At 66.6% G+C, this 21,589-nt stretch carries 18 protein-coding genes; 17 read left to right on the top strand and 1 reads right to left on the bottom strand.

Annotated features, from left to right (window positions below; all coding sequences use genetic code 11):
- Positions 1-164 precede the first annotated feature (164 nt).
- From ABC728_RS05580 to ABC728_RS05560, 5 genes are all read left to right on the top strand, one after another.
- Positions 165-1,130: an SDR family NAD(P)-dependent oxidoreductase gene (locus tag ABC728_RS05580; protein WP_416619250.1), complete on the top strand. Its 966-nt coding sequence runs from the start codon at positions 165-167 to the stop codon at positions 1,128-1,130.
- The gene (locus ABC728_RS05575; RefSeq protein WP_416619251.1) at positions 1,127-1,993 is read left to right on the top strand and encodes an acyl-CoA thioesterase; all 867 of its coding nucleotides are present in this window, start codon (positions 1,127-1,129) and stop codon (positions 1,991-1,993) included. Before ABC728_RS05580 ends, ABC728_RS05575 begins: the two co-directional genes overlap by 4 nt.
- Positions 1,994-2,006: 13 nt before the next feature.
- The gene (locus tag ABC728_RS05570) at positions 2,007-2,993 is read left to right on the top strand and encodes an NADP-dependent oxidoreductase (protein ID WP_416619252.1); all 987 of its coding nucleotides are present in this window, start codon (positions 2,007-2,009) and stop codon (positions 2,991-2,993) included.
- Positions 2,994-3,038: 45 nt separating this feature from the next.
- Positions 3,039-3,584: a MarR family winged helix-turn-helix transcriptional regulator gene (locus tag ABC728_RS05565; RefSeq protein WP_416619253.1), complete on the top strand. Its 546-nt coding sequence runs from the start codon at positions 3,039-3,041 to the stop codon at positions 3,582-3,584.
- A 96-nt stretch (positions 3,585-3,680) separates the two neighbouring features.
- The gene (locus ABC728_RS05560) at positions 3,681-4,541 is read left to right on the top strand and encodes a metal-dependent hydrolase (RefSeq protein WP_416619254.1); all 861 of its coding nucleotides are present in this window, start codon (positions 3,681-3,683) and stop codon (positions 4,539-4,541) included.
- A 34-nt stretch (positions 4,542-4,575) separates the two neighbouring features.
- Here ABC728_RS05560 and ABC728_RS05555 read toward each other — a convergent pair whose 3' ends face one another.
- The gene (locus ABC728_RS05555) at positions 4,576-5,223 is read right to left on the bottom strand and encodes a TetR/AcrR family transcriptional regulator (RefSeq protein ID WP_416619255.1); all 648 of its coding nucleotides are present in this window, start codon (positions 5,221-5,223) and stop codon (positions 4,576-4,578) included.
- Between the two features lie 625 nt (positions 5,224-5,848).
- On the opposite strand from ABC728_RS05555, the gene folD reads away from it, so the two are divergent.
- The 12 genes from folD (at position 5,849) to ABC728_RS05495 (ending at position 21,552) form a co-directional block, all read left to right on the top strand.
- Positions 5,849-6,748 (top strand): bifunctional methylenetetrahydrofolate dehydrogenase/methenyltetrahydrofolate cyclohydrolase FolD, encoded by a 900-nt coding sequence (gene folD / locus ABC728_RS05550; RefSeq protein ID WP_416619256.1) that lies wholly within the window; start codon positions 5,849-5,851, stop codon positions 6,746-6,748.
- Positions 6,749-6,810: 62 nt separating this feature from the next.
- A complete protein-coding gene (locus ABC728_RS05545) occupies positions 6,811-8,058 on the top strand; it encodes a sarcosine oxidase subunit beta family protein (RefSeq protein ID WP_416619257.1) in 1,248 nt (415 codons plus the stop codon).
- An 11-nt stretch (positions 8,059-8,069) separates the two neighbouring features.
- Positions 8,070-8,354: a sarcosine oxidase subunit delta gene (locus tag ABC728_RS05540; RefSeq protein ID WP_416619258.1), complete on the top strand. Its 285-nt coding sequence runs from the start codon at positions 8,070-8,072 to the stop codon at positions 8,352-8,354.
- Complete coding sequence (locus ABC728_RS05535; RefSeq protein WP_416619259.1) at positions 8,351-11,284, top strand: sarcosine oxidase subunit alpha family protein; 2,934 nt, start codon at positions 8,351-8,353, stop codon at positions 11,282-11,284. The genes ABC728_RS05540 and ABC728_RS05535 overlap by 4 nt, the downstream gene beginning before the upstream one ends.
- Positions 11,277-11,861: a sarcosine oxidase subunit gamma gene (locus ABC728_RS05530; RefSeq protein WP_416619260.1), complete on the top strand. Its 585-nt coding sequence runs from the start codon at positions 11,277-11,279 to the stop codon at positions 11,859-11,861. Before ABC728_RS05535 ends, ABC728_RS05530 begins: the two co-directional genes overlap by 8 nt.
- The gene (purU, locus tag ABC728_RS05525; RefSeq protein ID WP_416619261.1) at positions 11,858-12,697 is read left to right on the top strand and encodes a formyltetrahydrofolate deformylase; all 840 of its coding nucleotides are present in this window, start codon (positions 11,858-11,860) and stop codon (positions 12,695-12,697) included. The genes ABC728_RS05530 and purU overlap by 4 nt, the downstream gene beginning before the upstream one ends.
- Before the next feature lie 205 nt (positions 12,698-12,902).
- Positions 12,903-13,415 carry a sigma-70 family RNA polymerase sigma factor gene (locus ABC728_RS05520; protein ID WP_416619262.1) on the top strand — a complete coding sequence of 171 codons (513 nt, stop codon included), beginning with the start codon at positions 12,903-12,905 and terminating at the stop codon, positions 13,413-13,415.
- A 130-nt stretch (positions 13,416-13,545) separates the two neighbouring features.
- The gene (locus tag ABC728_RS05515; RefSeq protein WP_416619263.1) at positions 13,546-14,544 is read left to right on the top strand and encodes a FecR family protein; all 999 of its coding nucleotides are present in this window, start codon (positions 13,546-13,548) and stop codon (positions 14,542-14,544) included.
- Between the two features lie 194 nt (positions 14,545-14,738).
- Positions 14,739-17,135: a TonB-dependent siderophore receptor gene (locus ABC728_RS05510; RefSeq protein WP_416619264.1), complete on the top strand. Its 2,397-nt coding sequence runs from the start codon at positions 14,739-14,741 to the stop codon at positions 17,133-17,135.
- Between the two features lie 32 nt (positions 17,136-17,167).
- Entirely contained in the window at positions 17,168-18,715 is a 1,548-nt protein-coding gene (locus ABC728_RS05505) for a PepSY-associated TM helix domain-containing protein (RefSeq protein ID WP_416619265.1), read from the top strand.
- 151 nt (positions 18,716-18,866) lie between these two features.
- Positions 18,867-20,288, top strand: coding sequence for a helix-turn-helix domain-containing protein (locus tag ABC728_RS05500; protein ID WP_416619266.1), 1,422 nt, complete (start codon positions 18,867-18,869; stop codon positions 20,286-20,288).
- Positions 20,289-20,532: 244 nt separating this feature from the next.
- A complete protein-coding gene (locus tag ABC728_RS05495; protein ID WP_445376413.1) occupies positions 20,533-21,552 on the top strand; it encodes a glycoside hydrolase family 43 protein in 1,020 nt (339 codons plus the stop codon).
- Positions 21,553-21,589 lie beyond the last annotated feature (37 nt).

Here is a 21,589-nt window from a genome sequence, read left to right as displayed (position 1 = left end):
TTGTCCCCGCCGGCAGGCGGAATGCAAAGACCGGCGGCCGGAGCGGGGGCGATTCATCATGGACCTGAAGAATGCGCCGGCCCGCCGATTTGCTGTCTGGCGCCGGCCGGCACCGGCGCTACGCTGCCCCTCATCCAAAAGACGCGAAATGGCGGGATCAGGTGATGGGTCATATCGATTTCAACGGGCAGGTCGCAGTCGTCACCGGCGGTGGAGGCGGGCTGGGCCGTGCCTTCTGCCTGGAACTGGCCCGCCGGGGTGCCGCCGTGGTCGTCAACGACCTGGGTGGCAGCACAACGGGCGAAGGATCTTCCGCGACCTTCGCCGACGCCGTGGTGGCAGAGATCCGGGCAGGCGGCGGCAAGGCCGTGGCCAATTACGACAGCGTCGCCACCGAAGCCGGCGGGGCCGCCATCATCGACGCCGCCATCGGCCATTTCGGCCGGATCGACATCGTCATCCCCAATGCCGGCAACCAGCGCAACGCCCGCTTCGGCGAATTGACCGAGGCCGATATCGACGCCGTCCATGATGTCCATGTGAAGGGCGCCTTCTTCGTCACCCAGCCCGCCTATCGCCATATGGTGGAACAGGGATATGGCCGCATCGTGCTGGTCGGTTCACAGTCCGGCATCTTCGGCAATCCCATCCGCGCCAATTACGGATCGGCCAAGACGGCCATGATCGGGCTGATGAACGTAATCGCGCAGGAGGCGCCGGCGGGCATCGCGGTGAACTGCCTGTTCCCCAACGCGATCGGCGGGCGCCTGGGCGGCAAGCCGGGTGACGTGCGGCCCGACGCCGATTTCCTGGCCGCCGCCGGCCAGCGCTCCCGCCACTATATCCAGGGCATGCAGCCGGATTTCGTGGCTTCCATGGCCTGCTACATGGCTAGCCGGGCCTGCGACAGTTCGCAGAACATGTATTCCGTGCTGGGCGGCAAATACTCCCGCATCTTCGTCGGCCTGACGGAGGGCTGGTATCACCCCGGCACCGTGGCCCCCACCGTGGAGGAGGTGGCCGCACATCTGGCGCAGATCGATGATCGCAGCCACTATGCCGTTCCGCGCAGCGGGCTGGAGGAAATGGACACGGTGATCGAGGCACAGCGCCGCCTGAGCCCGGCGTGACCCGGCCGGCACCCATAAGCGCGGCCCGGCTGCTGGACCTGCAACAGGCCGGTGCCGACCTGTTCCGCAGCCGGCACGCCCAGGCCAATCCGGCGGGCGCGCTGTTCGGCGGACAGGTGCTGGCCCAGGGGCTGACAGCCGCCGCCCGCACAGCGCCGGCATGGATGCCCCATTCCCTGCACGGCTATTTCCTGCGGGCGGGCGATGCGGGCCGCCCCATCGACTATGCCGTGGAAAGGCTGCGCGACGGGCGGCGTTTCGCGGCACGGGCCGTCCGGGCCAGCCAGGACGGCCGGATCATTTTCCATCTGCATTGTTCCTTCCACGACCCCGAAGAGGGCGAAGCCCACCAGCAGCCCCCGCCCGCCGGCCTGCCGGCCCCGGAGACGCTGGTTTCACTCGACGCCTATGTCGCCGCGCATGCCCATCGGCTGCCGCCGGAAACCGTGGCCAGTTATACGGCACCCTTCCCGCTCGAACTGCGGCTGGTGGCGCCGGAAACCTATTTCTTCGCACCGTCCGGTGACAGGTCCCGGGCCTTCTGGGTGCGCATGCCCAGCGCCGCCGGCAGCGATGACCGTGACCAGGCCGCATTGCTGGCCTTCCTGGCCGATTACTGGCTGGCCGGCATCGCCGTGGGGCCGGGGCGCCTGTCCACCAATCGCCAGGAACTGACCATCAACAGTCTGGACCATGCGATGTGGTTTCATCGGCCGGCACGGGCGGACGAGTGGCTGCTCTATCACTGCGATACGCCGTCCGGCGGCGACGGCCGCGGACTGGCACGCGGGCTGCTTTACGACCGGCAGGGCCGGCTGGTGGCCAGCACCAGCCAGGAAGCGCTTTTCCGGTCCATGACCTGAACGGGGGAAAACCATGCGCGCCATCCGTTACCATGCCCATGGCGGGCCGGACCGGCTTCGGCTGGAAGAAGCGCCCGCCCCCTGTCCGGGCGCGGACGAGGTGCTGGTGCGGCAGGCCTTCAGTTCGGTCAATCCCGCCGACTGGAAGTTCAGGGCCGGCTGGTTCCGTGAATGGGTGCCACAGGCCTTCCCGTTCACGCCCGGCGCCGATATTGCCGGCACGGTGGTGGCGGCCGGGCCGCTGGCGGCGGGTTTCACATCCGGCATGCATGTTGCGGGCATGGTTCCCGTGCAACAGGGCGGGGCCTGGGCGGAACTGGTCGCGGTCAAGGCCCACGCCCTGGCCCCCCTGCCCGATGCCATATCCCCGATGGACGCGGCCGGCCTGCCCCTGGCCGGTCTGACGGCATGGACCGCCCTGTTCGACCTGGGGGCCTTGCAGGCCGGACAGGCGGTGCTTATCCACGCCGCCGCCGGTGGGGTGGGCAGCCTGGCCGTACAACTGGCAAAGATCGCCGGCGCGCAGGTGATCGCCACCTGTTCGGCCACCAACCGGGACCGGGTGGCGGGCCTGGGCGCGGATCGGGTGATCGATTACCGGGCCAGTGACTTTGCCGACGGGCTGCGGGATGTCGACCTTGTGCTGGACGGGGTCGGTGGCGCCGTCCGGCACCGGTCGTTCCCGGTGCTCCGGCCCGGCGGCATGCTGGTCACGCTGGACCCCACCCCGCCGGAACCGGATGCCGCCACCCGCCACGGGGTTCGGATGACCACCGCCGCCGTCGCACCCGATGGCGCGCGCCTGGCACATCTGGCGCATCTGATGGCGGCCGGGCGGCTGCGGGTTCCCGTCGACCGCGTCTTCGCGCTGGAGGAAGCAGCCGCCGCGCACATGCTGAGCGAGACGGGGCATGCCCGGGGCAAGATCCTGGTCCGGATGGATAGGGACAAGGATGGGCGGGAGGGTGAACGACGGGGGGCCGGCTTGCGTCCTGCCTGACCATTCCAGAGCGGACCATCCACCAGCATCCATGGGAGGTGCAGCATGACGAACGACAGCACCCGTTCCACCGACAGGACCTTCGTCACCGACCCGCTGGAGCGCGGCAGGCATTATTTCCGCGACGCCATACCCGGCATCGACACGGGCTATTTCGGACCGATGTGGCACGCGCTGGCCATCGCGCAGATCGTCTGGCGGGATATCGATGATATCGCCGCCGGATACGGGGTCAGCGGGTCGGACATCTTCGTGCTGGCGGCGCTGCTGATCGAGGAGGACCGGTCGCCCAGGCCCACGGACCTCGCCCGCATGCTGTTCGTGACGGCGGCCGCCATTTCCGTCCGCGTGGCGAAACTGTCCAAATCGGGGCTGGTGGAGCGGGTGCCGGCACCGGACGACCACCGGACGGTGCATCTGCGGGTGACCGGGAAAGGCCGGGAACTGACATTGTCCGCCATGGAGCGCATCGCCCGCACCTGCTCCTTCGCCCGCGCCTGTCGCGACCTGACGGCGACGGACAGTACCGATCTTGAAACCCTGCTGCGGACCGTGCATGTCGCGATGGAACGGGACTTCCTCACGGCCTGAGCAACAGAACTACTTAAATGCTTAAGCTGTTGCGAATTGGCAGACCGCAAGCCGGCGGTATCCTTATCCCCAAGCAATATGAACAGGGAGGGTGGCATGTCCATGCCGGTACGGTTTCCCAGGATCGACTTTTCCGACATCAAGCCACACTGGGCACCCAACATCGCCTTTTGCCAGGACCGCAACGCAACGTCGATCATCCCGACGCCGGTGGAGCCCTGGCTGATCAAGCTGTTGCAGGAGGTCAAGCCATTGCTGCCGGCCGATGACGAGGCCCTGCACGCCGACATCCAGGCCTTCATCGGCCAGGAATCCCAGCATTTCCGGCAGCACCGGCAGTTCAACAAGGTGCTGATCGATGCCGGCTATCCGCGTCTTGCAGAATTCGAAGCGGAACTGGCGGCCGATCTGGAGCGCTTTACCCGGACCCGGTCACTGAAATTCCGCCTCGCCTATGCCGACGGGTTCGAATCCCTGGGGGCCGTTGCCGGTGGCCTGTGGTTCGACCATTCCGAGGAGATGATCGGCGGCCTGGACAACGCCGCCATCCGCCTTTGGAAATGGCATATGGCGGAGGAATTCGAACATCGCGAAGTCTGCTTCCAGGTGTTCAGGAAGGCCTTCGCGCGCGGCCTGTGGGGCCGCATCGTGAACGGCTATTTCTACCGCATCTACGGTTTCGTCTATGCCATGTGGCATCTGCGGCGGTTTTCCGCCAAGGCGTCCGCCTATATGCTGGAGATCGATCGCGCCGGCATGAATCCGGCCGAGCAGGCCAGGCTGGAACAGGACATCAAGGCGTTCCGGAAATTCAACCGCCGCGTCTTCCTGAAACCGCTGCTGGCCAATTTCCTGCCCTGGTACGATCCCGGGCGCAAGCCCGTGCCCAAGGGCCTGTTCGAGTATCTGGCCAGGTTCGACAAGGGCGGTGAATGGACCGCCCGCCGGGCCGGCTGACCGCCCCGCAACAAGACAAGGGCCCGGCAAGCCGTCAGGCGGCGCTGTCGGCCGGCGGGGTGATACCGGTCAATATCTTGTAATAAAGCGGCATCGAAGCCATCCGCTCGGCCCGGGTTTCCTTGATGGCCAGGGCGTAATAGCCCACCTGGTGGAAATAGAGCACCCGCGCCCGGACGGCGCATTCGGCCTCCTCATAGCCCAGGTTGCGGAAGATGTCGCCCAGCAGGGCAATCCGTTCCTCATCCACCCGGCGCAACAGGGTCGCGGCGGTCTTGGAATGGCGGGCCCAGTCACGCACGGCATTGTCGAAGCTGGGGGAGAAATCCTTCTCCTCCACCCAGGTGCGGATCAGCGCCTTGAACTGCGCATCGCCATTGCCGCGATTGCTTTCCACCGCCGTCCTGATCGCGGTGGTGTTCGTGTCGCGCCAATAGGTCAGCAGCGCCTGAAGCAGTTCGCCACGGCTTTTGAAATGCCAGTAGAAGCTGCCGCGGGTGACCCCGATCTCCTTGGCCAGGCGGTCGACCTTCACGGAATCGATCCCCCGCGCCACCAATGTCTTCTTGGCGGCCAGCACCCAATCCTCGCGCCCCAGTCGCGGCCCGGTCGGGGCCTTGCGCGGCCGCTTCTTCAGCGACGCATCGGTCGGGTCCGTTTCGGGAAGGTCACTCGACATCATCAAGTCCGGGATCAGTGGGCACCAGCCGGCCCGCCGGTCAGGCCGGCCGACCCGTCAGTACATACCTGTATACCGCGCCGGGTTCAACGGGAACAGCGGGCTGGCGGAGGCGATCACCGGGATCGGGGTCGGCCATGTCATACCCTCCATCGCACGTTCGGGCACATTTCGTACGCCCCGCCGGGGGCCCGCCAGCCGGCAGACCGACAATCATAATCAAGACAGTACTGTCTTTTTTGGAGGGCGACTGGCTGCACCAGCCATGCCCCGCCAGTGCCGGCTGCCTTGGCCGGCATGCAAACCCACACCTGGCACCGTCGCTGGCCACAGCAGGGCCGGATTCTAAAATTTCTATTGTTTATCAGAATATTATCCGACAAAGCCGATTGTCGGCTCGCGCTCAGGATTCACAATGGCGCGCCAGGGGCATAGCACCGCCCTCCCCTGCACGCGGTCGGCACGCCCGCCTTGTCTCCACAGGCCGCTGTTTCCGAATTGACGTACAATACATCACTGTACTATAAAGCCATCATAACACGCCTGATCCAAAATACCCGCCGGTCCCGGCGGGCGTTGCAGGTGCGACATGCCGGGCGCCGGCGCCCTCCTTGTGAAAGGTTGTTCCATGGTCAAGGTCATCGACGGCCGGCGCCTCGCCGAAGGGCTGCGCCCGAACCTGCTGAGGCGCGGGCAGGCGGTTGCCGAACGGCGTGGCGCGCCACCGGGCCTTGCCGTCATCCTTGTCGGCAACGACCCGGCATCCGCCGTCTATGTCCGCAACAAGATCCGCGCCTGCGAAGCGGTGGGCATCCGGTCGGCCTGCCTGCGCTTTCCGGAAAGCATCGGCAATGCCGACCTGCTGGAAACCATCGCCAATCTCAATGCCGATCCGGGGATCGACGGTATCCTGGTCCAGCTTCCCCTGCCCGCGCATATCCGGCTTGATCAGGTGCTGGAAGCCATTTCGGTCCAGAAGGATGTGGACGGCTTCCATCTCTATAATGTCGGCGGACTGGTGACGGGAAACACGATCTTTTCCCCCTGCACGCCCTATGGTGTGGTCAAGCTGCTGGAAAGCGAAAACATCCCCATCGAAGGACAGAATGTCGTGGTCGTGGGGGCCAGCAACATTGTCGGCAAGCCCATGGCCCTGATGCTGATGGCGCGTGGTGCCACGGTGGCGATCTGCCATGCCAAGACGCGCGACCTGGCCCAGTTCACCATCCTGGCGGACATATTGGTGGTGGCGGCCGGCGTGCCCAACCTGATCATTGGGCAGATGGTGAAGACCGGTGCCGTCGTCATCGATGTCGGCATCAACCGGCTGGCCGACGGCTGCATCACCGGCGATGTCGATTTCAACGGGGTCTCGGCCAAGGCGTCGCGCATCACCCCCGTGCCGGGCGGTGTCGGCCCGATGACGGTGACGATGCTGCTTGAAAACACCATTGCATCGGCAGAGCGCGCCTTGGCCCATCAGCAATCGCATGCTGCACCCGATATACCACAATTCCAGCGGGCTTGATCGTCAGCCTTTATTGAACGATACAGTACAGCGCTGTATAATAAGGGTCGGAGGACCTGAGCTTGACCAGAAGATATTCCGCACTCTCGCTGCTGCGTGAAGGATTGAACGGCCAGCGCGGCTGGCAGCCGGCCTGGCGGGATGCCACGCCCAAGCCGCGCTATGACGCGATCGTCATCGGCGGGGGCGGGCATGGTCTCGCGACCGCCTACTATCTTGCCAAGAATCACGGCATCACCAATGTCGCCCTGCTGGAGCGGGGCTGGATCGGCGGGGGCAATACCGGCCGCAACACGACCATCATCCGGTCCAACTATTTCTATCCGCAGACCGCCACATTCTTTGAATTTTCGCTGAAGCTCTATGAGGGCCTGTCGCGGGACCTGAACTACAATATCATGTTCTCCCAGCGGGGCATGTGGATGCTGGGCCATGACCGGCATGGGATGGAGATGCTGCGCCGCTCCGCCAATGCCATGCGGCTGAATGGAATCGATGCGGAACTGCATGATGCCGCTTCGGTCCGGTCCAACATCCCAGGGCTGAATGAAAACCCGCACTTTCCCATCCTGGGCGGCCTGAACCAGCCGCGCGGCGGGTCAGCCCGGCATGATGCGGTGGCCTGGGGCTATGCCCGTGCCGCCTCCGCCCTGGGTGTCGACATCATCCAGAATTGCGACGTACAGGGCTTCCTGATCGAGAACGGCCAGGTGCGCGGGGTGGAAACCAGCCGCGGCACGATGCTGAGCGACACGGTCGGCATGGCGGTGGCGGGCCATTCCAGCGTGGTGGCGGCCAAGGCCGGCGTGCGGCTGCCGATCAGTTCCTATGCGCTGCAAGCCTTCGTTTCCGAACCGGTCAAACCCTGCCTTGACACGGTGATCCTGTCTCCGGCGACGGGTACCTATCTCAGCCAGTCCGACAAGGGCGAACTGGTCATCGGCGCGGGACTGGACCTTTATCTGTCCTATGCCCAGCGCGGCAACCTGCCCTGGATGGAACGGGCCGCGGCCGGCGTGGTCGAACTGTTCCCGGCCTTCTCCCGCATGCGCTTCCTGCGCCAGTGGGCCGGCATCGTCGATGTCGTCCATGACAGCACACCCATCATCGGCGCCACCGGCCTGGACGGCTTCTATGTCAATTGCGGCTGGGGCACGGGCGGGTTCAAGGCGATCCCGGCCGGCGGCTGGTGCCTGGCGCATGTCATGGCGACGGGCACACCACACCCGCTGGCCACCGCCTTCGGCCTGGACCGTTTCAAGACCGGTGCGCTGATCGACGAGGCCGCGGCCTCCGGCATCGCGCATTAGGGGGGATCAACATGCTTCTCATCACCTGTCCATATTGCGGTCCCCGTGCGGAAACGGAGTTCCGCTGCGGCGGCGAAGGGCACATCACCCGGCCGGGACCGCATGACGCCGTCACCGACGAGGCCTGGGCCGACTACCTGTTCTATCGCACCAACCCCAAGGGCGAACACCGGGAACGGTGGCTGCACAGCGCAGGCTGCGGGCGCTGGTTCAACCTGGCCCGCGACACGGTCACACATCGCATCACCGCCGTCTATCCGATGGGCGAAGCGTTGCCGGAAGGAACTGCGGCATGAGCGGCTGGCGCAGCACAAGACCCGGAACCACCGTCGACCAGCGGCGGCCCGTCACCTTCCGGTGGGCGGGCCGGTCCTACCAGGGCTATGAAGGCGATACGCTGGCCTCGGCCCTGCTGGCCAACGGCGTTTCCATCATCGGCCGCAGCTTCAAGTATCACCGCCCCCGCGGCCTGATCGCGGCGGGACTGGAGGAGCCGAATGGCATCGTCCAGCTTGAACAGGGGGCAGCCACCGTCCCCAACGTGAAGGCCACGCAGGTGGAGCTTTACGAGGGGCTGACGGCGACGCCCGTCAATGCCAGGCCCAGCGTCGAGTTCGACCTGATGGCGGTCAATGCGCTGTTCAAGCGCTTCATCCCCGCCGCGTTCTATTACAAGACCTTCTTCTGGCCCGGCTGGAGCCTGTTCGAACCCTCGATCCGCAAGGCGGCCGGCCTGGGCACGGCCCCCGCCCTGCCCGATCCGGACCGGTACGAGCATTGCTTCGCCCATGTCGATACGCTGGTGATCGGCTCCGGCGCGGCCGGGCTGGCCGCGGCCCTGGCGGCGACGGCCCAGCCCGGCAACCGGCGTGTCATGCTGGTGGAGGCGGATGCCGAGTTCGGCGGCGGCCTGCTGTCGGCAACCGGCACGGTGGAGGGGCTGCCTCCGCTGGAATGGCGCGATGCGGCGCTGGCCCGGCTGCGCGCCGCGCCGAACATCCGGCTGCTGAACCGGGCCATGGCCTTCGGCTTCTATGATCACGGGCTGGTCGCCCTGTGCGAACGGGTGAACGACCATCTGCCGCCAGCCGAGCGCACCGGCCCGCGCCAGCGTCTGTGGAAGGTGCGCTGTGGCAAGGTCATTCTGGCGACGGGTGCCTTTGAACGGCCGGTCCCCTTTTCGGGCAACGACCTGCCGGGCGTCATGCTGGCATCGGCGGCACAAACCTATGCCGTGCGCTATGGCGCGCTGCCCGGCCGCACCGCCGTCCTGTGTACCAACAATGACGGCGCCTACGAGGCCGCGTTCGCGCTGCATGACGCGGGATGCGACATCGCAGCCATCGTCGACAGCCGGACGGCACCGGGCACCGTCACCGCCGAGGCCGCCCGACGCGGCATCGAGGTGATCGCCGGTTCGGCCCCCGTCGCGGCCAAGGGCGGCCGCACGGTTCGCGGGCTGGAGGTGACGAGCCTGACCGGGAGGGACCGGCGCCACATCGCCTGCGATGCCATCCTGACATCCGATGGCTGGAACCCGGCCGTCCATCTGCATTCGCAGTCCGGTGGCACGCTGGCCTATGACGCGCGGCAGCAGGCCTTTCTGCCCAAGGACGCCGTACAGGATGCGGTCAGCGTCGGTGCCGCCGCCGGCATCCGGGACCTGGCCGCCGCCATCGCCGCGGCCCGGGCGACGGTCCGGGGCGAACCCGTGGCGGTGCCAGCCGCCCCCGCGGTCGGCCCCACCCGCCGCTTTGCCGACGGCGATATCAGCGCGCAGACGGCCTGGCTGGATTTCCAGAACGACGTGACCGTCGCCGACGTGCAGCTTGCCAGCCGGGAGAATTTCCGCTCGGTGGAGCACCTGAAGCGCTACACCACGCTCGGCATGGCCTCCGACCAGGGCAAGACCTCCAACGTGGCGGGCATCCAGGTGCTGTCCGGCCTGCTGGACCGCCCGCCACAGGCCATTGGCACGACGAAGTTCCGGCCGCCCTTCGACCCGGTGACGATCGGCGCCTTCGCCGGCCGCGCCGTGGGCGACGACCTGTCCCCCTTCCTTGTAACCCCGTCGCACGCGGCGCAGGTGGCACTTGGCGCCCGGATGGAGAATTACGGCGCCTGGCTGCGTCCAGCCTTCATCCCGCGCGACGGCGAAACGGAGGAACAGGCGATTGCGCGCGAAGTCGGCGCGGTGCGGCGGTCGGTCGGGCTGTTCGATGCCTCCACCCTGGGCAAGATCGAGGTGAAGGGGCCAGACGCCGCCGCGTTCCTGACCCGCATGTATGTGAACAATGTCCGGTCGCTGACGGTGGGCCAGGGGCGCTACGGCCTGATGCTGAACGAACATGGCATCGTGTACGATGATGGCGTCTTTGCCCGCATCGGGGAGGAACATTATCTGGTCGGCACGACCAGCGGCCACGCGGCCGCCATCACCGACATTTTCCAAGAATGGCTTCAATGTGAATGGCCGCACCTGCGCGTGGCGGTGGAGAATGTCACCACCGCCTGGGCCGTGATGAACGTTGCCGGACCACAGGCGCGTGCGGTGTTCCAGGCGGTCGGCACCGATATCGATCTGTCCGCCGAGGCTTTCCCGCACATGCACTATCGCGCGGGCACCGTAGGCGGCGTGCCGGCCCGCGTGCAGCGGGTCAGCTTCTCCGGCGAGCTGTCCTATGAGATCGCCGTGCCCTGGGGCTATGGGGCGGGCCTGTGGGATGCGCTGATGCAGGCCGGAAAGCCCCATGGCATCACCGCCTTCGGGGTCGAAGCGCTGATGGCGATGCGCATCGAGAAGGGGTTCCTGCATGTCGGTTCGGATACCGACGGCACGACCTATCCCCAGGATATCGGTTTCGGCCCCGTCATCGCCAAGAAGAGGGACGATTTCGTCGGCCGCCGGTCGACCCTGCGGCCCGATGCATTGCGGACCGACCGGCGCCAGCTTGTCGGGCTGGAAGTGGCCGATGACGGTGGCCCGCTGGCCGTGGGCGCCCATGTCCTGCCGGCCGGGGCGACAGCGGCAACCGGCACCCAGGGCTGGGTCACATCCAGCATCCATTCGCCCACGCTGGACCGGCCCATCGCCATGGGGCTGGTGGAACGCGGGCGTGACCGGATGGGTGATACGGTGCGCGTCTGGGATCTTGGCCAGTGGCGCACGGCCCGCATCGCCGATCCCCGTTTCTTCGATCCCGCAGGAGAGCGCACGCATGGCTGAGCAACCCGCAATCACGCTGCGCCGCACCGCGCCGGAGGCCTTGGAAACCGTCCGCCCGGACCTGTCCTTCCGCCTGGAAACGGATCTGGGCGTCGCCAAGCTGCGTATCGTCGGCAAGGATGCCGACGCGCGCTTTCAGGCGGTGACGGGCATGGTCCCGCCACCTTCCGGCCGGCTGGTGGCGGACCAGGGACTGAGCGTCGCCTGGCTGGCACCCGGTGAATGGCTGGTGACAGGACCGGAGGTGGCGGTTGCCGCCTGGGTGGCGCGGATCGGTGGCCAGACGGCCGGCGACCTGCTGGCGGTGGACCTGACGCATGCCCGCGCTTCGTTCTGCCTCGCCGGCACCGCCGCGCGGGCGGCACTGGCCGCCCATTGCCCCCTGGACTTGTGGCCCGACAGCTTTCCCGTCGATGCGGTAGCCCGGTCGCTGCTGGGTGATGCCGGCATGTTCATCGCACGCCTGTCCGACGGGCCGCATATGCCCCGTTTCCGGATCATCGTCGACCAGACGATGGCCCCCTATGCCGGGCGCCTGTTCGCCCGTGTCCAGCCCCGAGCCGGAGTTTTCCCGTGACCCGCAATCTTGTCCTGCGTTTTCGTTCCCCCGATCGTCCCGGCATCATCGCGACAGTCGCCCCGCTGCTGACCGCCCATGGCTGCGACATCCGCGCGGCGGAGGTCTATGGCGATCCCGATACGGGCCATTTCTTCAGCCGGATGGAACTGACCAGCCCCATCGGCCCCGACAGGCTGGCCGCGCTGATCGCCCCGGCCGCGGCCGACCTGTCGCTGGATTGCGACCTGAAGGATCTGGCCCGCAAGCAGAAGGTGCTGATCGCCGTTTCCAAATTCGGCCATTGCCTGGTCGACCTGATCCACAAGACCGAGATCGGACAGCTTCCCATCGAGATCGTGGGGGTCGTGTCCAACCATGAGACCATGCGCAAGCTGGTGGAATGGCACGGCCTGCCCTATCACCATCTGCCCATGGCCGACGGCAAGGCAGCGCAGGAAGCCCGGTTCCTGTCGATCATCGAGGAAAGCGGTGCCGAACTGACGGTGCTGGCCCGTTACATGCAAATCCTGTCGGACGAGTTCTCCACCAGCCTGGAGGGTCGCTGCATCAATATCCATCACAGCTTCCTGCCCAGCTTCAAGGGCGCCAAGCCCTATCACCAGGCCCATGCGCGCGGCGTCAAGATCATCGGTGCCACAGCCCATTTCGTGACGGCAGACCTGGATGAGGGGCCGATCATCGAACAGGATGTCCGGCGTGTCAGCCATTCCGTCACCGCCGACGAGATGGTAGCCATCGGCCGGGAGATCGAGGCATCGGTGTTGAGCCGCGCGGTGCGCTGGCATGCCGAGCACCGGATCTTCGCCAACGCCAGCAAGACCGTCGTGCTCTGACCACCCGTCACGCTCCGGATGGCCGCACAGCGCTGACAGTGGGGGGGACTGCCCCCCCGCAAGGCAACCCTGCCCCCTCGCAAGACAGGCATTGCGAGGGGGCAGGGTTTGCCATAGAAACGATAATAATAATCTGTCGCATCGCCTGGTCATGCCTGCCCCCTCGACGGCAAAGCAGGTCCGGAGAGGGAGCCTGTGACCGTCCGTGCCGCCCGATATCAAATCCGCATCGCTCTACAAGGCACATCGCGAGGCGCTGGTGGACTATGCCAACGGCATCGTGCGTGACCGGGCGCGGGCGGAAGATGTCGTGCAGGATGCGTGGGTGCGGATCGACGAGGTGGAGCGCCACCGTCCCCTGCAGGAGCCGCTGCGTTACTTCTACCGCATCGTCCGCAACCTGGCCCTGGATGGTTATCGCGCCCGGCAGCGGGAGATATCGAAGGGGACTGCCGATATCGGCATGCTGGCCGACAGCGTGGCCGCCGCGAACCCGTCGCCGGAGGCGGAAGCCGGCGCGCGGGCCGAATTGCGGCTGGTACTGGAAAGCCTGGATGAATTGCCCGACCGCACGCGCCGGGCCGTCATGCTGTACAAGTTCGACGGCCTGAAACTGCGCGAGGTGGCGGAGCGCATGGGCATATCCGTCGCCCTGGCCAACAAGCTCGTGCTTGACGGTGTGGCGCATTGTGCCCAAAGGCTGGCCCGCAAGTCATGATTTTCCATCTGGCGTGCGACAGGCGGCTGATGCGGGATATGTTTTGGAAAATCCGTCTGCTGGATCGTTTTCTCCACAGAGGCCCGCGGGAATGGAGACATTCCCCTGAAAGCGGCGGGCGGGAGGGCGCATGACTTCTTCTCCGGATGACGGGACCGGGCGAGACCAGGACGGGACCCTGCGGGACGCCATCCAATGGCATGTCCGCATGACGGAGGAGCCGGAAGACGATGCTTTGCGGCGGGCATTCCGGCACTGGCTGGCGTCCGATCCCGCCCATGCCGCCGCCTGGCAGCAGGCGGAAAGGGTCATGGGGCTTCTGGCACAGGGCAAGTCGGTTGCGTTCCTGCCCCCCCGCACCGCCCCCCCTTCTGCGCCGCGCGATGCCATATCACCCCGGCGCCGGCGGCGCCTGGGACTGGCCGCTGTCGCAGCCGCGGCACTTCTCGTCGTGGCAATGACACCACAGGCCGTCCTGCGCCTGCGGGCCGACCATGTCACGGGCACGGCCGAGCAGCAGGTTCTGGCGCTGGAGGATGGCAGCCGCATCCGCCTGGCACCCGGCAGCGCCGTGCGGGTGCGGTATGCCGGCGACAGACGCACCGTCGACCTGATGGCCGGGGAGGCGTTCTTCGAGGTTTCACGGAACCCGGACCGGCCCTTCACCGTGACCGCCGGGGCCGCCCATGTCACGGTGCTGGGCACCGGCTTCAACGTCCGGCTGGGCACGGGTGGCGCGGATGTCGCCGTCCGGCATGGCAGCGTACAGGTCGATCGCGATGGTGACACGGGTGGCGAAGCCGTTTCCACGACATTGGCCGCAGGCCAATGGGCCCGGCTGCCCTGGGCCGGACCAGCCGTCAGGGGTACGGGCGCCCCGGCCAATGTCGGTGCCTGGTCGGCGCAACGGCTGGTCGCGGTGGCACAGCCCCTGTCGGAAGTCATCGCCGACCTGCGCCGCTATTATCCGGGCGCCATCGTGCTGACCGACCCGGAACTGGGTGGGCGGATCGTCACCGGTTCCTATGATGTCCGCGACCCCGTCCGGGCCGTGGAGACCATAACCGGCCCGCTGGGCGGCAAGGTCCGGCGCGTCACACCCTGGCTGCTGGTTGTCTCTGCATCGTAATTTATTGATATGATGATGATTTTTTAGAACCTCTGCTCGCTATCGACTTTTTTTGTAAAAAGCTTCCGCTCCATCGTTGAGTTGGCAGACCTTAGGATTGCGACGCATTAGCATTCCAGGCAAGCTCAACGAGTGGAGACGGAACCGTGCGTATCGGGCAAAGGAATTCGGGACAACGGGCGCGCCGGTCGGCGATGACGGCATTCTGGATGGCGACGGCGGCCATGGGGCCGATACTGACCACCCTGCCGGCACAGGCACAGGCGGCCGCTGAAAGCCGGTTCGATATCCAGGCCCAGCCCCTGGCCGACGCCCTGCTGCTTTTCGCGACGCAATCGGGCTATCAGGTGGCCGCCGACGGCGCCGCCATCCAGGGTGTTCAGGGCAATGCGGTGCAGGGTGCCTTGCCGGCAGCCACAGCGCTGGGCCGGCTTCTGGCCGGCACGGGCTTCACCTTCCGGATGGAAGGCACGGTGGCGACCATCGACCGCGCCCCGCAGACGGCGGATGGCGCCATCCTGATGGGCCCGTTGCGTGTGGAAGGCGATGCGCTTCACGGCTTCGCCGTGCCGCGACAGGGGGAGATCGGCAGCCTGCCCGTCGAATATGCCGGGGGAGAGGTGGCGCGCGGCGGCAAGGTCGGGCTGCTGGGCAGCCGCGACATCATGGACACGCCCTTCAACGTCACGCACTACACGGCGCAGTATATCGACAACCAGCAGGCCCAGAACCTGGGCGACGTGCTGGCCGGCGACCCGTCGATCCGCAACACCTATTCCCGCGGGTCGGGCCGGGACGAGTTCAATGTCCGCGGCTTCACCCTGTTCAACTATGATGTCGCGTTCAACGGGCTCTATGGCATCTCCCCCCGCAATTCCAGCACCATGATCGGTGTGGAACGGGTGGAGGTGCTGCGTGGCCCCAACGCGCTGCTGAACGGCATGGCGCCGTCCGGCTCGGTGGGCGGGTCGGTGAACCTCGTGCCCAAGCGGGCCGGATCGGTGCCCATTACCCGCCTGACCGCCTCCCATATCAGCGACAGCCAATGGGGCCTGCACGCCGACCTCGGCCGGCGCTTCGGCGAGGCCGAACAGGTCGGCGTGCGCCTGAATGCGCTTTACCGCGATGGCGACACGGCACCCGCGCGCAGCAGCGAGGAATTGAAGGCCGCGACGCTGGGCCTGGATTATCAGGCGGAACGGTTCCGGCTGGAAGCGGATCTGAACTACCAGTATCGCCTGACCCATGCGCGCAGTGGCCTGCTGTTCCCGCCCGCCGCCGGCGTGGCCATCCCGAAGGCCCCCGACGCCGACGGCAATTTCTTTCCCGACTGGACCTATTGGAAGACCGATGAACGGTCGGGCGCCGTGCGGGGGGAGTTCGACATCACCCCGGACCTGACGCTTTTCGCGGCGGCCGGGGCGCGGGAATATGATTTCGAGAGCATCCAGACAAGCTGGCTGCTGCTGGATGCCGCCGGCTCCATCGGGGCGGTGCCGGCGCGTCTGGATGAATATATCAACACGACAACCGCGGAAGCGGGGCTGCGGGGGCGCTTCACGACGGGATCGCTGGTCCACAGCCCCGTGATCAGCGCCAGCCGGCTGGACCAGAAGTCGGGCCAGGCGCGGGTGCGCGGCACGACCATCTTCTCCAACCTGTACAATCCGGCCGGCAATCCGCTGCCGGCCCTGGCCGCCATCACCCATATCCCCAAGGTGGGCACGGCCGACATCACCAGCCTGGCCGTGGCCGATACCATCGCCACGGCGGGGGAGAATGTGCAACTGACGCTGGGCCTGCGTCATCAAAAGGTCGAAACGGCCAATTTCGATGCCGTCACGGGGGCCCGCACCTCCCATTACGACAAATCGGCCAACACCCCGGCCGTGGCGCTGGTGGTGAAGCCGTTGGAGCGCCTGTCGCTCTATGGCAATTATATCGAGGGGTTGAGCCAGGGGCCAACGGCACCGACGGCGGCCGTCAATGCCGGCGAGGTGTTCGCTCCCTTCATCACCAAACAATACGAGGTCGGCGCCAAGTATGATTTCGGTGATTTCGGCGGAACGGTCAGCCTGTTCCAGATCGACCGGCCCAGCTCCTATGTCGATCCCGTCAGCCTGCGCTTCGACGTGGATGGCAACCAGCGCAACCGTGGCCTGGAACTCAGCCTTTATGGCGCGCTGGGCGAGGATGTGCGCCTGCTGGGCGGTGCGGCCTTCACCCGGGGCAAGCTGACCCGCACGCAGGGCGGCGTCAATGACGGCAGGACTGCGCCCGCCGTGCCCAAGCGCCAGTTCAACCTTGCCGGCGAATGGGACGTGCCTTTCCTGGAGGCGCTGACCCTGACCAGCCGCGTGACCTACACCAGCCCGCAATTCGTGGATGTGGGCAATACACAGCGTCTGCCGGACTGGACCCGGTGGGACCTGGGGCTGCGCTATGCCGTGGATGCCGGCGGCACGCCGCTGACCCTGCGGGCCACGCTGGAAAATGTGCTGGACAAGGATTACTGGCAGTCGGCCGCGCGCGAGGGGCTGACGGTCGGTCCGCCGCGCACCGTCCTGGTATCCGTCACGGCCGATTTCTGATCCCGGTCATTGGTCAAGGGGAAACCGCCCGCATGGAAAGCCGTTTGCGACAGTCGCAGGCCCTGCTGCATACCTGGGCCGGGCTGTTGTTCGGCTGGCTGATGTTCATCATCTTCCTGTTCGGGACCGTGGCCTTCTTCACCCAGGAGATATCGGCCTGGATGCGGCCCGAACTGGGCCGGGGGGCGGTGACCGACACCGCCCTGGATAAAATCATGTCGTATCTGGCCGAGACCGCGCCCGGCGCCACGGCCTGGACCATCACCCTGCCGCCCCCGCGCGGTGGGGAACCGGTCCTGGCCGCCTGGCAGGGCGCGGCCCCGCCGGCGGCGGGATCGGGGGAAACGGCCTTCGATCCCGCCAGCGGGGACCGGATCATGGTGCGCGACACTCGCGGCGGCGGCTTCCCCTACAGCTTCCATTACAATCTGCATTACATGCCCTGGTGGCTGGCCCGCTATCTGGTCTGCATCGCGTCGGTGGCGATGCTGGTGGCGCTGGTCACCGGGGTGATCACCCATAAGAAAATCCTGGTCGATTTCTTCACCCTGCGGCCGGGCAGGGGCCAGCGCTCGTGGCTGGATGCCCATAATCTGACGGCCGTGCTGGCCCTGCCCTTCCATGTGATGATCACCTATACCGGTCTGGTCACCCTGCTGTTCACGCTGATGCCCTGGGCCGTGGCCGCCAATTTTCCCGATCCCGCCGCCTTCCGCGCCGCCCTGCGCCCGCCGCCGCCGCCGGCCCCGATGGGCGAGGCTGCCCCCCTGCTGCCCCTGCCCGACCTGATCCGGCGGTCCGGGGCGGCGTCGGGTGACCCCCTGCCCTATCGCATCACCATCCATCATCCCGGCGACGCGGCCGCCGTGGCAGCGGTCATTCCGCGCGTGGAACGCCTTGGCGACCGCTACGGCGCGCTGCTGCTGGACGCGGTCGATGGCCGGCCCCTGCACAGGCCACCGGCGGCAGGACCGGGCCTTGCCACCCATGGGGTGATGACGGACCTGCACGCCGCCCGCTTCGCCGATCCCCTGCTGCGCTGGCTCTACTTCCTGTCCGGGGTTGCGGGTACGGCGATGATCGCCACGGGCCTGGTCCTGTGGACCGTGAAGCGACGCGGGCGCCTGCCCGACCCGGCACAGCCACCGGCCGGCTTCCGCCTGGTCGAACGGCTGAACATCGCGGTGATGGCCGGCGCCCCCGCCGGCCTGGCCGTCTATTTCCTGGCCAACCGGCTGTTGCCGCCGGCGATGGCCGGCCGGGCGGAATGGGAAATCCATTGCCTGTTCTTGGCATGGGCCGTCCTGGCGGCCTGGACCCTCGCCCGCCCCCCCAGGCGCGCCTGGGTGGAGGGTTTGTCGGCCTGCGCCCTGCTGCTGGCGCTGGTGCCCCTGGTAAACGCCCTGACCACGTCACGCGGCCTGCTGCCCAGCCTGCTGACCGGCGACCGGGTCTTCGCTGCCTTCGACCTTTCCATGCTTGCCTTCGCAGCGGCCTTCGCAAGCGCGGCACGGCAGGCCGCCATCGCCAGGGGGACACGGAAACGGGGCCGCGGGACGGCAGCCGTACCCGGCCCCTGACGGGGGCCGGCGGGCCTTTCAAGCACCTCATCACCGGAGCGTTTTGTCCCGCCGACGACACCCCGACACATGGAAATGAAAAATATGCTATCTGACGGGGAGCAGGTGACAGGCGCCCGGCCCGCATTGGCCGGCGCCGCAGGGGACGAGCATGACGGTAAAAATCTATGCCGGCGAACGTATCCGCCGCCTTCGGGAGACGCGGGGCATCAGCCAGGCGCAGTTGGCGACCGAGGTCGGGCTGTCCACGTCCTATCTGAACCAGATCGAAAACAACCAGCGGCCGCTGTCTGCGGCGGCCGTGATCCGGCTGTCCACCTATTTCCAGGTCGAACCCAGCCATTTCGCCGATGACAGCGACACGCGCCTGGCCTCCGAACTGCGCGAGGTCCTTGGCGACCCGCTGTTCGGGGATGCCTCCGTCACGTTCGCGGGCATCCGTGATGCCGTGCGCGCCGCGCCGGCCATCATGGGATCGCTGCTGAAGCTCTATCGCGCCTATCAGGGGCTGGACGAGGAATACAAGGCGCTGGTCGACAAGGTCGGCGGCGGAGACAATGTGGCGGGACCCGCCGCCTTTCCCTATGACGAGGTGCGCGACTTCGTGCAGCAGCAGCGCAACCATTTCGAAACGCTGGACCATGCCGCCGAGGATCTGTTCGAAGGGGGGCACTTCTCCAAGGACCGGCTGCTGGAGCATCTGGCCCAGCACCTGGCCGACCGGCACGGCGTGACGATCCGGGTGTCGACCATGCTGGCCCGCCATGACGTGCTGTGGCGATATGATCCGGACGACAAGGAATTGCTGGTGTCCGAAGGCACACCGCGCGAAAGCCGGACCTTCTTCGCTGCCCACCAGATCGCGCTGCTGGATTATGGGGTGGAGATCGAACGGCTGGTGGCCGAGGCGGGACTGTCCAGCATCGAGGCACGGTCGATCCTGCGTGTCGGCCTGGCCAACTATTTCGCGGGCGCCCTGATCCTGCCCTACAAGCGGTTCCTGACGGAAGCGCAGCGCATGCGGCACGACATCGACCGCCTGTCGGCCCATTTCAATGTCAGCTTCGAACAGGTATGCCACCGCCTGTCCACCATGCAGCGGCCGGGCATGCCGGGCGTGCCCTTCTATTTCGTGAAGGTGGACATGGCCGGCAACATTGCCAAGCGTTCCAGCGCCACACGGTTCCAGTTCGCCCGCTTCGGCGGGGCCTGCCCCTTGTGGAACGTGCATCAGGCCTTCGCCCAGCCCGGCCGCATCCTGGTGCAGCAGGCGCGGATGCCCGACGGGGCGACTTATCTGTGCATCGCGCGCACGGTGGTCAGCCGCGGCAACTCCTATCTTTCCCGCCCGCGTGAGGCAGCAGTGGGCCTGGGCTGTGAAATCGCCTATGCCGACCAGCTCGTCTATTCCGCCGGCCTGGACCTGCGTGATGCCGACGCGGCCGTTCCCATCGGATCGAACTGCAAGGTCTGCGACCGCGAGGACTGCCGTCACCGGGCCTTTCCGCCCATTGGCCGCGCCCTGCGCGTGGATGCGCACGAAAGACGGGTTGTGCCCTACAGCGTCACATGACGCGACCGGCGGTACGCGGCCCCTGAACATCGCCGGAGGGGTCGCTCCGCCGGGGGAAACAGGCACGGCCGGATCAAACTAATCCTTGCGGCTTTCGATATCATTAATATGATAAAACGATCGTCCAAGAAGGAGAAGAAGCGACGTGCTTACACGACAGTTGGAAAAATCCGCGACGGGTCCCTGGCTTGACGGGAAGGTTGCGGCCACAGGGCGCGGCGGCCGCCGGTCCCTGGCCCTGCTGATGGCGGTGCCGCTGCTGACCGCAGGACTATGCCTGACGGCGCCATCCGCCGGCGCGCAAACGGAAACGGCCAGCGACAGCGCCCGTTTCACGAACCCCCTGCTGCCGTCCGGACCGGACCCCTGGATCACCCAGGTGGATGGCGTCTATTATTATATGCACACACTTGGCAAGGAAATCGCCCTGTGGCGGACAGACAATATCGCCAATCTTGCCAAGGCAGAAAAGGCCGTGATCTGGACTCCGCCAAAGAAAGGCCCCAACGCCCATTCCATCTGGGCGCCGGAACTGCACCGGCTGGACGGGAAATGGTATCTTTATTACTCTGCCACCGCCAGCGGTCACAAGGATGACGCCCACCGGGCTGTCTTCGTTCTTGAGAATACCGGTCCGGACCCGATGAAAGGGAACTGGGTGGATCGCGGCCGCATCAATACCGCCCTTCCGGGGATCGACGGCTCCGTCTTCGATCATGGCGGCAAACGGTATTTCGTCTATTCCCCCTATGTGGGACCGACCAGCGGGCTGGCCATCGCGGAGATGGAGAACCCCTGGACGCTGAAGGGCAAGGAAAGCATCCTGACCCAGGCCGACCAGCCCTGGGAACAGAAGGGCGGCCGACAGATCGTTGAGGGACCGGAATTCCTGCTGGGACCCAAGGGCGACCTGTTCATCGTCTATTCCGCCAGCGCCTGCTGGTCGGATGATTACGCGCTGGGGTTGCTGCACGCAGCGCCGGGTGCCGACCCGCTGGACCCCGCGGCCTGGACCAAGTCCGCACAACCCGTGTTCCGCAGCGCCAACGGTGTCTATGCCACGGGCCATAACGGCTTCTTCATGTCGCCGGACGGCAAGGAGCACTGGATCATCTACCACGCCAATCCCGGCCCCGGAATGAAATGCACGCCCAAGCGCGCCCCCCACATGCAGCGCTTCGACTGGACCGAGGAGGGCTGGCCCCGGTTCGGTGAGCCGGTGGGCGCCGGTACCCCCCTGCCCGTACCGTCGGGCAGCAGATAACCCAATCCGGAACGGCAAGGGCCGCGGGGTTTCCCCG

The organism is Niveispirillum fermenti, assembly GCF_052474395.1.
This window is presented reverse-complemented; position numbering and strand designations above follow the sequence as displayed.